This is a genomic window from Nonomuraea sp. NPDC004354 (assembly GCF_053602555.1).
In genome coordinates this window covers 154,992-168,074 of the sequence record NZ_JBSGDV010000002.1, presented here as the reverse complement: position 1 = coordinate 168,074, position 13,083 = coordinate 154,992, and the positions used below count along the sequence as shown (strand labels likewise).

At 69.3% G+C, this 13,083-nt stretch carries 11 protein-coding genes; 4 read left to right on the top strand and 7 right to left on the bottom strand.

Translation table 11 applies throughout. The features are described 5' to 3' along the window. Positions 1-122: 122 nt before the first annotated feature. Both ACWENQ_RS06435 and ACWENQ_RS06430 read left to right on the top strand, forming a co-directional pair. Positions 123-1,046, top strand: coding sequence for an NADP-dependent oxidoreductase (locus tag ACWENQ_RS06435; protein WP_354922806.1), 924 nt, complete (start codon positions 123-125; stop codon positions 1,044-1,046). A gap of 8 nt (positions 1,047-1,054) precedes the next feature. Next, positions 1,055-1,984 carry an AraC family transcriptional regulator gene (locus ACWENQ_RS06430; RefSeq protein ID WP_452413074.1) on the top strand — a complete coding sequence of 310 codons (930 nt, stop codon included), beginning with the start codon at positions 1,055-1,057 and terminating at the stop codon, positions 1,982-1,984. A gap of 477 nt (positions 1,985-2,461) precedes the next feature. Here the strand turns inward: ACWENQ_RS06430 and ACWENQ_RS06425 are convergent, their stop codons facing one another. The 5 genes from ACWENQ_RS06425 to ACWENQ_RS06405 all read right to left on the bottom strand — a co-directional run bounded on the left by ACWENQ_RS06425 (position 2,462) and on the right by ACWENQ_RS06405 (position 8,792). Next, on the bottom strand, positions 2,462-3,994 hold the full coding sequence (locus ACWENQ_RS06425; protein ID WP_452413073.1) for a M28 family metallopeptidase: 1,533 nt from the start codon (positions 3,992-3,994) through the stop codon (positions 2,462-2,464). Between the two features lie 373 nt (positions 3,995-4,367). Further along, positions 4,368-4,865 carry a hypothetical protein gene (locus tag ACWENQ_RS06420; protein ID WP_354922798.1) on the bottom strand — a complete coding sequence of 166 codons (498 nt, stop codon included), beginning with the start codon at positions 4,863-4,865 and terminating at the stop codon, positions 4,368-4,370. After that, the gene (locus ACWENQ_RS06415; RefSeq protein ID WP_452413072.1) at positions 4,862-7,582 is read right to left on the bottom strand and encodes an HD domain-containing protein; all 2,721 of its coding nucleotides are present in this window, start codon (positions 7,580-7,582) and stop codon (positions 4,862-4,864) included. The genes ACWENQ_RS06420 and ACWENQ_RS06415 overlap by 4 nt, the downstream gene beginning before the upstream one ends. Positions 7,583-7,812: 230 nt before the next feature. Next, positions 7,813-8,433 carry an SRPBCC family protein gene (locus tag ACWENQ_RS06410; RefSeq protein WP_452413071.1) on the bottom strand — a complete coding sequence of 207 codons (621 nt, stop codon included), beginning with the start codon at positions 8,431-8,433 and terminating at the stop codon, positions 7,813-7,815. Next, positions 8,430-8,792, bottom strand: coding sequence for an ArsR/SmtB family transcription factor (locus ACWENQ_RS06405; RefSeq protein WP_449915716.1), 363 nt, complete (start codon positions 8,790-8,792; stop codon positions 8,430-8,432). Before ACWENQ_RS06405 ends, ACWENQ_RS06410 begins: the two co-directional genes overlap by 4 nt. 162 nt (positions 8,793-8,954) lie before the next feature. Between ACWENQ_RS06405 and ACWENQ_RS06400 the strand changes: the two genes are divergently transcribed. Further along, entirely contained in the window at positions 8,955-9,773 is an 819-nt protein-coding gene (locus tag ACWENQ_RS06400; protein ID WP_452413070.1) for a glycerophosphodiester phosphodiesterase, read from the top strand. A gap of 120 nt (positions 9,774-9,893) precedes the next feature. On the opposite strand, the gene ACWENQ_RS06395 is transcribed toward ACWENQ_RS06400, so the two are convergent. Both ACWENQ_RS06395 and ACWENQ_RS06390 read right to left on the bottom strand, forming a co-directional pair. Next, complete coding sequence (locus tag ACWENQ_RS06395; RefSeq protein ID WP_452413069.1) at positions 9,894-11,495, bottom strand: hypothetical protein; 1,602 nt, start codon at positions 11,493-11,495, stop codon at positions 9,894-9,896. 64 nt (positions 11,496-11,559) lie between these two features. Continuing rightward, positions 11,560-12,156 carry a DUF4328 domain-containing protein gene (locus ACWENQ_RS06390; RefSeq protein WP_452413068.1) on the bottom strand — a complete coding sequence of 199 codons (597 nt, stop codon included), beginning with the start codon at positions 12,154-12,156 and terminating at the stop codon, positions 11,560-11,562. Between the two features lie 88 nt (positions 12,157-12,244). Here ACWENQ_RS06390 and ACWENQ_RS06385 point away from each other — a divergent pair, with 88 nt between their 5' ends. After that, a complete protein-coding gene (locus tag ACWENQ_RS06385; protein ID WP_452413067.1) occupies positions 12,245-13,081 on the top strand; it encodes an NUDIX domain-containing protein in 837 nt (278 codons plus the stop codon). Positions 13,082-13,083 lie beyond the last annotated feature (2 nt).

Sequence of the window (13,083 nt, the reverse complement as noted above, 5' to 3'; positions counted from 1 at the left end):
ATGTCCCGAGAACGCCGAAGGGTGAGACGTTGGGATATGTGGAGAAGACGGAAGGCCATTCTCCGGACCGGTCCAACCTTCCTAGGTTGATCACAGCGAACCGACCAACCAGGGAGCATCCCATGCGCGCTGTCATCCAGAACTCCTTCGGCGGCCCCGAAGTCCTGCAGGTCGTCGAGGCGGAACGGCCCACGCCGTTGTCCGGCGAGGTCCTGATCAGGGTGCGAGCCAGCGGCCTCAACCCGGTCGACGCCGCCGTGCGGTCCGGCGCTTACCCGCTGCTCGGTGAACCGCCGTTCGGGGTCGGCTGGGACATTTCCGGCGTCGTGGAGGAGGCGGCCCCCGGCGCCAGGTACAAGGTCGGCGACGAGGTGTACGGCATGCCGTTCTTCCCCCGCGCCGCGACCGGCTACGCCGAGTACGTCGCCACGCCGTCCCGCCAGGTGGCGCGCAAGCCCGCCTCCCTCGACCACGTCCATGCTGCGGCTCTGCCGCTGGCCGGGCTCACCGCCTGGCAGGGGCTGGTGGACGCGGCGAAGGTCGGGGCGGGCGACCGGGTGCTGATCCACCGGGCCGCGGGTGGGGTCGGCCACCTGGCCGTGCAGATCGCCAAGGCCCAGGGCGCGTACGTGATCGCCCTCGCCAGTGCGGGCAAGCACGAGTTCGTCCGGTCCCTCGGCGCCGACGAGGTGATCGACTACCAGACCGTCGACTTCACCGAGGCGGTCCGTGATGTGGACATCGTCCTCGACTCCAACTCGCAGGGTGACCGCTCGCTGGCCGTACTCAAGCCCGGCGGGGTGCTTGTCAGCATCATGGAGCACTGGAACGCCGAGCTCGCCGCACGGGTGGAGGCAGCGGGGCGGCGCTTCGCGGGAGTGTCCGTCGAGCCCGACTACGTGGCGCTGGCAGCCATCGCCGAGCTGGTCGACGCCGGTCAGATCCACCCGCATGTCGAGGAGACCTTCCCGCTGGAGAAGGCGGGGAAGGCGCACGAGGTGCTGGAGGCGGGCCAGGTCCAGGGCAAGCTCGTCCTGACGCTATAAAGCAGTACATGGATCTCCTCACCGAGGCGTTGGAGTCGATGCGGACCGGGCATCCCACCTCGATCCGCACCGACGGCCACGCGCCGTGGGGTTTGCAGCTGCCGTCGACCGCGGGCGCCGGCTTCCACGTGGTGCTGTACGGGTCGTGCTGGCTCGTCCCCGTGGACGCCCGGCACCTGGAGCCGATCCCGCTGAGCACCGGTGATGTGGTGTTCCTCCGCAGCGGCGCCCGCTACATCCTGGCCGACCACCCCGCCACCCTGCCGGAGGTGCCGGGACCGGAGCGTTACACCAAGGCTCCGCCGATCGGCTCGGTCGTGCTGGGCGGCAGCGGTCCGCGCACCACGCTGCTGTGCGGCAACTACCATCTCGACATGGCCCGGCCCCACCCGCTGGTCCGGCAGTTGCCCGAGGTGGTCCACCTGCCCACCCGGCATGGCCGTCATAGCGAGCTGAACGCCGCGGTCCAACTGCTCGGCGCGGAGCTGGACAATCCTCGTGCCGGCTCGGACGGCATCGTGCCCGCGCTGATCGACTCGCTGCTGCTGTACATCCTGCGCGCCTGGCTGGACGAGCAGCCCGCCGCCGCCAAAGGCTGGTCGGCCGCGCTTCGCGACTCCGCGATCGCCCCAGCGCTGGGGGCCATCCACGACGCGCCCTCGGCCCCGTGGACGGTCGAATCGCTGGCCGTACGGTCCGGCCTGTCCCGTGCCGCCTTCGCCAGGAGGTTCGCCGCCCTGGTCGGCGAGCCCCCCATGGCCTACCTGACCCGCTGGCGCATGACGCTGGCCGCCAAGCTCCTGCGTGACTCCGACATGCCGCTGACCACGGTCGCCGCCCAGACGGGCTACAGCACGGAGTTCGCCTTCGCCAAGGCGTTCAAACGCGAGTACGGCATCGCGCCCGGCGGCTACCGCCGCCAGGCCAGGGCCGCCTGACCTGACGATCCGCGTCCCTCGGCGGCCGGCGCCGAGCTGCCGTCCGCCTGGGCTCCGCCGACCCCGCGCGACCGGGGCGGGTACGTCTTCGGCGGAGGTCGCCGCTTCGCCGCCGGGTCCCACGAGGCCCGTCCCGCCAGGGGGCCGGGGGAGCGGTGCGGACGGCCGAGCCCGTGCGTGTTCGGCACGGGCTCGGCGTCGTGGTCGTCACCGGACCCACGGCTCGCCGGACCCACGGCTCACCGGACCCATGGCTCGCCGGGCCCGCGGCTCGCCGGACCCGTGCCTCGCCGGGCCTGCGGCTCATCGGGCCCGTGGCTCGCCGGGCCTGCGGCTCGCCGGACCCGTGGCTCGCCGTCCAGGAGTCGCCGCTCGAGACGCCGGCCGAGACCCGCGCGTCGGCCCGCGCGTCGGCCCGCGCGACGGCCCGCGCGTCGGCCCGGCTGAGGTGTCACGGCCGTGTTCCGTGGGGGAGTGTCACTCGCTCACCGCCTGGTCGGGATCGTGGTCGTCACCCCCGCCGCCCGCGCCGGGAGCGGTGGAGCCGGGGGTTCCGCCGCCGGGCAGGTCCTTGCTGTAGGCGTAGACGGCCGCGGCGGTGGCGACGGCGCCGGAGTTGATCGCCAGGGCCTCGTCGTTGATGTTGGTGACGGTGTCGCACTCCTGGTGGTAGCACTTGTCGTAGGCCGCCCCCGCCTCGCCGCCGAACCTGGTGGCCTCGGCCTCGGTCTTGACGCCCTCGGCGCCGGTGAACAGGCCACCGGCCGGGATGCCGGCCTCGATGAAGGGGCCGTAGTCGGAGCGGCCGGTGAAGTCGGTGCCGACGAACGGCCTGCCGACGGCCGTGAAGTACTGCTCGAAGAGCTTCTCGATCTCGTCGGAACCGGGCGGGCCAGCCGGGGCGCCGACACCGTCGGAGTTGTCGCCGTCGTAGATGCCGAAGACGTAGTTCGGCGAGGCGATCATGTCGAAGTTCAGGTAAAGCTTGATCTTGGCCTTCTCCTCGGCGGACAGGCCGGCCACGTAGTGCTTCGAGCCGAGCAGTCCGAGCTCCTCGGCGCCCCAGAAGTGGAACCGGAGCCGGTTCCTGGTCGGCAGCGGGGCCAGTCTCAGCGCGGTCTCCAGGACCGCCGCGCTGCCGGAGCCGTTGTCGTTGATGCCGGGACCGGCGACCACGCTGTCGAGGTGCGCGCCGAGGGCGACGACCTGGTCGGGGTCGCCGAAGCGGTTCTCGGCGATGACGTTGCGGGTCTTGCGGTGGGGGTCGCTCTCGGTCATGGTCTTGACCTGGACGACGGTTCCCGCCGCGGCGAGCTCGTTGCCCGTGGCGAAGGTCGCGCCCACGACCGGGATGGTGGCGGGCACGCCGACGGTGCCGTTCAGCAGGCCCTCGCGGCCGGGCTGGCCCTCGTTGAAGACGATCACCGCGCTGGCGCCGGCGGCCTGCGCGTTCGCCACCTTGGCCTGGAAGGTGCAGGTGCCGCGCTGGAGGAGGGCGATGTTGCCCGGGGTGAACCCGGCGAAGTCGCTCGGCTCGCAGCCGGAGGTGGAGCTCGGCGCGGGGGCCGGCGGGAGGACCAGGTCCACCGCCTGTACGGTGCCCGTGACGTCGCCCGAGCCGGAGTACGTCATGGTCGCGAAGTCCGTCGCCAGGACGTAGGTCTTGGGAGTGGGGGCGGTCCTGGCGAGGGTCGCCTTCTCCAGTTCGCGGAAGAACGGGAACTCGAACTCCTGGAGCGTGACCTGGTAGCCCGCCTTGCGGAGCCTGCCGGCGACGTAGTCCACCGACTGGTCGAAGCCGGGGGTGCCCGAGGCGCGGGTGCCGCCGTTGGCCTCGGCGATCTGCTGCAGTTTCTCCAGGTGCCGCTTCACCCGGGGTGCGGTGATGCTCATGCCGAACGCCGCGGGGTCGGGGTCCGCGCCGGCCGGGGCGGCCGAGACGAGGGGGAATGCCATGGCCGAGACCGCGGTGACGGCGGCCAGCATGCTCCGATACGCGCGTATGCGCATGCGAAACTCCTGTATCACGAGTAGAGCCGGACAATCCCCGTAATCGCGATTAAATGGAACGCCTTGGGGCTAATGCGATCTTGAAAGGTCCGCTTCGAATTCGTTGCCGAGTGGAGTCAATGCAGTCGCCGTGGCACTCGAAGGCGCCCGAGGTCCTGCAGCGGCCGGACAGCCCGCACCGAGGCGCCTGGGCCCGAACCGTGTTCTCTCACGACGTCTGATTACCCCCGCCCAGGTCAGCGGACGGCAGGGCAAGTACCAGCATTTCCGCAAGGACGGCGGTCGGGACCCTGCGGTGACGTCGCCGGATGGCCGCCGACCTGCCCCTCGTCCTGCGGCGTCGTGGCGTCGCGGCCCTCACGGCCTGGGGCGGTCACGTGACCCCCGGAAGCAGGATGGTGAGAGTGCTGATCCACATGAAGATCGTGGAGCCGATGATGAAGAGCACGATGTAGGTCTCGTACCACCGGATGAAGGCGGCCTTGCGCGGCGGCTTGCGAAAGCCCGGGCGGACGAACTCGTCTGCCAGCTCGCACTCCTCCCGGCGGTAGTCGAGCCAGGAGACGACTCCGATGACGATCATCATGACGGTGAACGCGGCGACCACCGTCTCGAGCCACATCAGCGCGACCAGGCCCGATCTGGCGACTGCCGGGTCGATCCGCCAGCCGCGGTGGCCGACGAAGAGCGCGAGGCCGGCGCTGGCTATCGCGACGGCCAGCGTCTGGTAGACGGCCAGGAAGCGGTAGACGTTCTCGTTGATGGTGTGGATCTGCTGGAGGATGTACTTGTAGCGCTCGACGGCGATCTCGGGCGTGTCCGCGGGCAGAGCGGCGGGCACCTCCTTCGGCCGCCTGGCGCTGAGCCTCATACGAGCGTCGTCTCCGCCCGCGGGCGACGGACCCGGAAGGCCGTCACGCGAGCGGGAGAATCGCTCGTGAACGTGGTGAGTTCGAGGCGGTTGTCCCTCTCCCGGTCGATATAGAGCGACTCCATGCCCCTGACCACGTCGTCCACGTCCGCCTTCCACGCCTCGGCGATGGTTCTGACGACCACGCCCGCCGCCCCGTAGTTGCCGTGCTCGCACCACCAGGCGCAGGCGCTCCACTCCTCGCCGTTCTCCGCGGCCTCGGTGAACCGCTCGTCGCGAGGACTGGGCACGATCTCCTCAGGAAAGACCCACATCGGATAGAGCTCGACGATCAGCCCGTGTGCCGGGAGGCGGACCCCGCGGCCGTCATACGTGAAGAAGGAGCGGCGATAGTTCGGCGGATCGAACAGCGTGTCGAACGCCATGAGGTCGCCGTACGAGATCAGCAGCACCTCCGACTTGCCGCTGGCCCACGCGACCAGATCGTCCCTGTCCAGGGCGCCGTCCGCCGAGTGCGCGCACGGCAGGGTCTCGGGTGAAACGCCGAGACCGCCGACGAAATCGGCGATCATCCATTGGTGTCCGGGAGTGGCCCACGGACTCGACCGTGCGACGTCCACCTGCGACCGTGCCCAGTCCTGGAGGTTTTCCGGCCGGCCGAGGGGAAAGGACGTGAGCCGGTCGGCGGTCATGGGGAAGCCCTGGAAAGCTCCCATGGTGTAGAGGAAAGCAGACGACTGCAGGCCGCCGACGTAGACCATGCCTCGATAGTTGCCGTGCCACCAGAGGTCCTGCGTCTCCGACGCTTCCCTCCCGGAAAGCAGCATCGCCCGGCCGATGGTGTTTCCGTCGTCGTCCAGGACGCGGGTCTCGTGGTCGATGAAAAGCTTCTCATGCTGCTCGTAGAGCATGCGCTGCATGTAATCCATGTCGGAGCGCCGGTAGAGACGCTGAAAGAGTTCCGCGGCCGGGATGTCCAACCAGTCGCCGGCCGCGATGACGTGTCTCGGCGCGGGATCGTCCGGGCCCTTCACGGAGACGTCGACCTCGGACAGCGCGCACATCCGGTTGATCAGCTCGTGCAGCAGCTCCGTGTGGCCGACGCGTTTGCTGTTCGTGCGGAAGATTCCCTTGATGTTGCGGGGGTCCTCCCGCAGCCGGGCTCTCACCACGGTGCCCGGTTTCCTGAGGCACTCCTCGAACTCCGCCTCCCGCAACAGCGGACGACCACCCGACAGCCCGCGCCTGAACTCGAGCACGTGGGTCGAGCGCGCGGCCTCTCCCAATGCCAGGCTGCGGACCTGCACCTCGTCGGCGACCATGAAGATCGCGAAGAAGCCGATGCCGAACTTGCCCGTGGGCGTGAAGCCCTTGGCCTGGAGCCCGGGGAACTCCTCGACGGTCGCGGCCGAGCGCCAGTGCGAGTGCCCGAAGTCGGTGAGTGCGGCCACCATGGTCTCGGGACGCATGCCGATCCCCTGGTCGGCCACTTCCAGCCACCAGTCGTCACCGCACTGCTCCAGGGTGATCGTCACAGGCGACATCCGGATCGACCCCTCGAAGGCGGCGCGGGCCTTGACGGCGTCGCCGGCATTCGCGATCAGCTCCCTGAGGGCGATGTCCGGGCGGTTGCCGTACATGTCGCGGCCGCCGATGTTCGAGATCACCTGCACCGTGTCGGTGACGCGAAGACGCGCGTCGAGGGGTCTCCAGCCGTCCGTGGGAATGGACCTGGCCAGCCGCTCGGGGGAGTCGGCGCCCACCACCGACCGGACTCTGAAACGCTGCCTGCCGCTGTCCGCCAGGAGGGCGTCTACGTGCCGGAGCTCGTCGTTGATGAGCTGGATGGTCTCGAAGGCGAGCCACCAGGCCTCGGTCTCGTCCCGGCTGAACGGTGCCGAAGCGGTGTACTCCAGCCGATCGTCCACCACGCGCGGTCGGAACAGGCGCTCCTGGAAGAACCAGTGATTGCGCGAGGTCCCGGACGGCCGTCTGAAGGCGTGCAGGAGCATCGGAGCCCTGCGGTAGTCGATGTGCGCGGCGTCCGCCAGGCGCAGCATGCAGGCCAGCTTCAGCGGATCCACATCCCACGTCGGCGGGTGCAGCGGGCACGACCCCTGCCGCTGGGCCAGCCGCTGCAGCTCGGACACCCCCCACCAGTGGCTGTGCGCGATCCGGCCGATCTGCGGTCCGAAGAACTGCCGGAGCTCCACGTCCTGCAGAAGGTGGAACGGTTCGCCGGAGGAGGTGTGGAAGACCTGGCCGACCAGCCGCTCCGCCTGCCTGGCGTGGCGCAGGCGGAGCAGCTCGACGACGACCTCCTCGTGCGCCGCCCTGTCGAGGAGCTCACTGCCGGCGGCCGCCTCGGAGTTGCGCAGCCGATTCTTCGCCCCGGCCAGCAGGTCGTCGTATTTGGGATCCGCTTTCAGGTCGATTCCGGCCGCGGAATACGAGGCCAACCCCATTCCGAGGTCGTGCAGCAGGAATGCGCCGCCCAGGACGAACGCTTCGGCCGGGTTGATGGAGATGTCTTCGCCGCAAATGAGGGAGGCCATCTCCCAGAGTGCTTCCGCGTGCGCCATTCCGTGCTCGGTGAACATCGGCAGCGAGTGGGCGATCGACGTGGCCAGCGGTTCGACGGTTTCCCGGAGCTGAAGATAGGCGGCCCGCAGCCGTGCCCGCTCGTCCCCATGCGGATCGTTGTCGCGAGGCGCCAATGACCTTCGCCAAAGAGAGGTCTGCTCAAACGAATGGGGCATGGAGGCTCCACGTCAATTGTTTGACCTGGGCTTGACTATACCCTGCTTGATCCACTTGAACCGATGGAAACGGATATCGGGCAGCACCGTCGCCTCTGCTGCCCGACACCCGTTTTCCCCGCCTTCCACTGGAGCCGACCGCACGTCCGCGTGGCCGGAAGGGTGACCGGAAAGGATGGCCTGAACTGTCAGTGGCCGGGAGCGAACTGGCTCAGGGACACCTCCTGGGCCGCGGCGACCTCCTCCTCCGTCGCCGTGCCCGACTTCTCGACGGCCGTCACCCAGGCGAGCACCGACTCCTTCGAGAAGGCCAGCGCCTCGGGTGAGTGGGCGGCCGCCACTGGGTCGCCGCCCGCCGTCTGGCCGCTCAGGTAGAGCGAGAGCCCGAGGACGGCGCCGTCCCAGCCGGGGCCGACGTACAGGGCGCCGGCGCCGCTGCCCGCGATCTCGATCGGCACGGTGTGCTCCATTTCCAGGACCGTCGCGCCGGGGCCGTCGGCGGCCAGCCGTACCTCGACCACGCTGGTCTCGCTGCCGAACGTCACCCTGAAGGCGTGCGGCGGCTCGCACGCCAGGATCTCGCCGCCCGCGTTCCCTTCCAGCTGGAAGGTGCCACCCACCCGAAGTTCGCCGCTGATCGGCATGAACCAGCGCTTGATTCGGTCGGGGTCGGTGAGGGCGTCCCAGACGTCCTCGACGGCGGCGTCGTAGGTGCGGCGCAGCCGTACGGTGACGGTCTCGCCGCCGGGGGCGGGCTGCCGGGCGACCTCGCGGCCGATGGCGGTGATCTGCCGGGCGATGTCGATCATGGTGTTTCCTCCTCGTTGGCTTCCTGGTCCTTCTGCCGCCGTTCTCGTGCGCCCCGGGCCAGTTCGGTGGCCAGGGCGTCCAGGTGCTGGTTCCAGAAGCGGCGGAAACGCTCCAGCCACACGTCGACCTCCTGGAGGGGTGCGGCGTTCACCGCGTAGAGCCGCCTGGCGCCGTCGGCGCGGACGCTGGCGAACCCGCTGTCCCTGAGCACGCGCAGGTGCTGGGAGACGGCGGGCTGGGAGATGCCGAACTCCGCCCTGATGGCGGAGGTGACCGCTCCCGACGACTGCTCTCCTTCGGCGAGCAGTTCCAGGATCCGGCGCCGGACGGGGTCGCCGAGTATGTCGAATGCGTGCACGAGCCGACTGTATAAGATCAGCCTTATATAAGACAAGTCTTATATACGCGTGTCGCTTGCTCATCGGCTCGACACCGCCGGGCTACGCTGCCATCGACTTCCGGTCATGAACGCAGGTCATGTTCGAAACCGCAGGCCCCCTCCCCGGCCCCGAGGAGACCCATGTTTCGACGACTCGGCCTCGTCATCGCGACCGTGATCGCCACCCTCCCCGCTCCCGCCGCCGTCGCCGCCCCTGCGGCCGCGGTCGTCAACGTCGCCCACCGCGGCGCCTCCGCGTACGCGCCCGAGAACACCGTCGCGGCCTTCGAACTGGCCGACGACCAGGACGCCGACATGGTCGAGCTCGACGTCCAGGAGACGAAGGACCACGAGCTGGTCCTCATGCACGACACCACCCTGGCCCGCACCACCGACGTCGAGCGGCGCTTCCCGCGCCGCGCCCCCTGGCGGGTCGGTGACTTCACGCTCGCCGAGATCCGCGGGCTCGACGCCGGATCGTGGTTCTCCCCGGACCACCGGGGCGAGGCCGTGCCCACCCTCGGCGAGGCGCTGCGGGCGATCAGCGGGGACGGGCTCGGACTGCTGCTGGAGATCAAGGCCCCGCACCTCTACCCGGGCATCGAGTCGCGCGTGGCCGAGGAGCTGCGCCGGAGCGGATGGTCGAGCGGGTTGGTGGTGCAGTCGTTCGACTGGGGCTCGATGAGCCGGTTCCACCGGGTCATGCCGCAGGTCCCGGTGGGTCTGCTCGGCACGCCGTCGACGGGGGAGCTGGCCGGGCTGGCGAGGTTCGCCACACAGGTCAACCCACCCCACCGCGACCTCACCGCCGACTACGTCAGGCAGGTGCACCGTCACGGCATGGAGATCTTCGCCTGGACGGTCGACGACGCCGACACGATGCGTCGCCTGATCTCCTATGACGTCGACGGCATCATCACCAACCGCCCCGACGTCCTGGACGAGGTCACCGACACGTAGCCCGCGGATCAGCCGCAGGTCCCAGCCGTCGCCTTCAGATCGAACGGCACGCCCGCCGCCCGCGGCCGGTCACGGTCGCGGGCCGGGATCGCCGGCACGCGACACCATGGGTGCCAACCGCTACGCGAGTGATGGCGCTGGGGGCAGCTGGGCCACTTGGTCCAGAACCGGCTTGAGTTCGCGCCGTACCAGTCGGCGTATGGTCCAGACGTGCCTTATTCGCGGCACGGTCGGCGGGAAACGCGTGAACTGCGGACGCCATTGGCGGTCGTAGGACAGGATTCCTGTGAGGGGGAAGTCCCATTGGAGCCCCTTGGTATGGGGGGCGGGTGGAATGTCCGGTAATTGCGGTAGCGGTGGCCACTCGGCTCCGGCTGCCTCGGCGGACGACCTCGTCGCGTACTCCTGTGCGACACCTTCCCGGAAGGCGTGGTAGTCCGCCTCGCCATAGATCAGCAACAGCAGTCGGGTGGGTGCGATAGTGCGCAGCGCTTCGGTGAATTCCCACATCGTCCCGGGACCGGGGGCCGCCGTCATGATCACTGCGTGAGCGCCCTGGAGCAACCTGCTCACCGTGTCCTGCCAGTCGTCAACGGGCACGTAGCCGCGTTCCGCCCCGATCTCCGGCAGACGCTCGCCGGGTTGCCCGATCGCGACGACACGGCCGAGGCCACGGAACTGCCGCACCACGAATTCCTCCTGCGTAAGCCCCGGCAGCTCGAAGGGCGAGCGAAAGTACCAGCCCGGGGCCTCGGTCGGTGGTAAGGCCATCACGGGGTCGACGGCGAAGGGCCGTAGGTAGAGCAGATAGCGCTCCCCGATGAGATCCTCGAACAAGGGGATGATCCGGTGGCGGTGCTGCCTTCCCCGTTTCAACAGAGCGCTGCTGCCGGCGAAGAGCAGGCCCCCGGTCGCCAAGACCGCGGCCATGATCAGCAGGCGTACCCACAAGGGGAGATGCGCCACGTCGCCATCCGCCTCGGATACAAGGCTCTTGTACAGCGCGTTGCCACTGAAGAGCATCAACAGCCCCAGGGCGCCCAGCGTCCACGCCAGAATGGTCAACGCGCATCCTCGGACAGGGCTTTGATGTGCCCGTCCGCCAACGGACTCGACAGTCGACGTTTCCGCGTCAGGATCAGTTGTGGCGTCGAGCTGGCTGCCGTGGCCACTTGATCGCTCGACCGGACCACCGACATCCATCGCAAGGCCGAAGTTGGCGCCAACCACGATCCACCACGGGTGAAAAAGCTCGAAGGTGTATGCATCGGCAACGACAACCGACGCTCCAGACGCGGTGGTGGCGATCAGCGTCACGATATGGACGAGAGTCTGCGATCTGTCCAGTTGTCCAACAATCAGGCTTCTGGCGATCGCAACGAACACCGCGCATGCCAGAGGAAAGACGATGAAATGGATGGCCACGTCGGCAACGAAGATCATGAACCGTAGGAATGTGGCGTTCTGCAGCTCGTCGCGGATCGCAAGATAGGACAGCCTGCCGAACTGCCTGCGTTCCCACACGTGGTTGACTGTCGCCATCCACAGTGCGATGAACACCGAGACAAGCAGGCCTCGCTTGACCAAGACGTTCACCGCTGCCGTACGCGAACCGGACCCACTCGTTGTGCGGCCTTGACGGACGTGAATGACCGCTGCGATCGCCTGGACCGACGCGGCAGCGATAGCGATCCACATGACGACATCGAGCACAGGAGACACTCGCCGATTGTCTTCGACGATCTTCTCAGTGGGGCTAAAAACCTGAGCCTTGCCTTTTTTCTGCTTATCTTGGCTGCCCCGCCACGGCCGCCCGCGCGTTCTCCTGGAGCGCGGTGATCTTCAGGACCACCGCGATCGCCAGCCCGCCCGCGACCACCCACAGCCCGAGGGCGGCCAGGAGGACGGGCGCGTTCCACGCGCCGAGGTCGGCGTACCGCCCGCACAGGCCGGCCCCGCCGGAAGCCAGACAGGTCAGCCACCAGGCCCAGACGAGTCCCGACCTGCGGACCCTGGACAGGTCCCTGCCGGGCGGCTGGCCCCCTGGCTGGGAGGTGGCCCAGATGTCGTCGATGATCCCCTTGGGCACGAACAGGTTGAGGATCGGAAGGATCCAGCCGGCCACCAGGAAGACGGCGGCGTAGGTGTGCAGGACCCCCGGGGAGATCGCGTAGGAGTTCGCGCGGGCGCGGAGCAGCCACGCCAGGAAGCCGACGCTCGTGATGAGACACACCCCGGAGACCCCTACCTCGTCCAGGCCGCCGACGAAGGGCGCGACGACCCCCGCGATCACGAACAGCTCCATGAGGACGGTCGCCACCACCGCGAAAGGGCGGATCGGGCGGAGGGGCCGGACGGGTACCTCCGAAACGCCTGAAGCCATGATCTTCCTTCGTCGGGGCGCGGCCAGTATGCCGGAACGGCGGTGTGGCCGGTAAGACTGGAACCCTGCGCGGCCGGAGGTGAGAGTGGTGGTCAAGGACGGTGACGGGTGGATCCTGTGCTCGCAGGGTCACACCCACTGGGGCCGGTACGGCGCGGCGGGCCTGCTCGCCGTCCACTGGGATCAGGACGGCGTGCCGCGCGTGCTGATGCAGGAACGCGCCCCGTGGAGTCACCACGGCGGCACCTGGGGGCTGCCGGGCGGGGCGCGCGACAGTCACGAGGACCCCGTCGAGACCGCGCTGCGCGAGGCCAGGGAGGAGGCGGCGCTGTCGGGGGAGGGGCTGCGGGTGCGCGGCGTCTACCGTGACGACCACGGCGGCTGGCTGTTCGACACCGTGATCGTCGAGGCCGGCACGCTGCTGCCGGCCGTACCGGGGAACGAGGAGAGCGCGCAGCTGTGCTGGCTGACGCCGCCCGAGATCGCCGGCCTGAAGCTCCATCCGGGGTTCGCCGTCACGTGGCCGCGGATCCAGGCCGCCCTGAACCCGGAGCTGGTGGTGCTCGACGTCGCCAACATCGTCGGCGCGCGGGCCGAGCACGGCTGGTGGCGGGACCGCAAGGGCGCGGCGGCCAAGCTGCTGGCGGAGACGGCGAACGCGAGCCTGCGGCACCTGGTGCTCGCCGAGTGGTTCCCCGACGTGGTCGCGGTCGTGGAGGGCGCGGCCCGCGGTCTGCCGCCCGTCGGCGGCATCGAGGTCGTCGACGCCGACGGCAGCGGCGACGACGCGATCGTCGAGATCGTACGGCAGGCGAAGCCCTGGGAAAGGGTGCTCGTCGTCACGGCGGACAGGGGGTTGCGCGAGCGGGTCACCGACCTCGGCGCCGGGGTGACCGGCCCGAAGTGGCTTCTTGGCCGGCTCTGACC

Coding starts and splice junctions, on each gene's coding strand:
- ACWENQ_RS06420 (WP_354922798.1), bottom strand. CDS start 4,865: ATGAGGCTCAGCGCCAGGCGGCCGAAGGAGGTGCCCGCCGCTCTGCCC.
- ACWENQ_RS06430 (WP_452413074.1), top strand. CDS start 1,055: ATGGATCTCCTCACCGAGGCGTTGGAGTCGATGCGGACCGGGCATCCC.
- ACWENQ_RS06410 (WP_452413071.1), bottom strand. CDS start 8,433: ATGATCGACATCGCCCGGCAGATCACCGCCATCGGCCGCGAGGTCGCC.
- ACWENQ_RS06425 (WP_452413073.1), bottom strand. CDS start 3,994: ATGCGCATACGCGCGTATCGGAGCATGCTGGCCGCCGTCACCGCGGTC.
- ACWENQ_RS06400 (WP_452413070.1), top strand. CDS start 8,955: ATGTTTCGACGACTCGGCCTCGTCATCGCGACCGTGATCGCCACCCTC.
- ACWENQ_RS06390 (WP_452413068.1), bottom strand. CDS start 12,156: ATGGCTTCAGGCGTTTCGGAGGTACCCGTCCGGCCCCTCCGCCCGATC.
- ACWENQ_RS06435 (WP_354922806.1), top strand. CDS start 123: ATGCGCGCTGTCATCCAGAACTCCTTCGGCGGCCCCGAAGTCCTGCAG.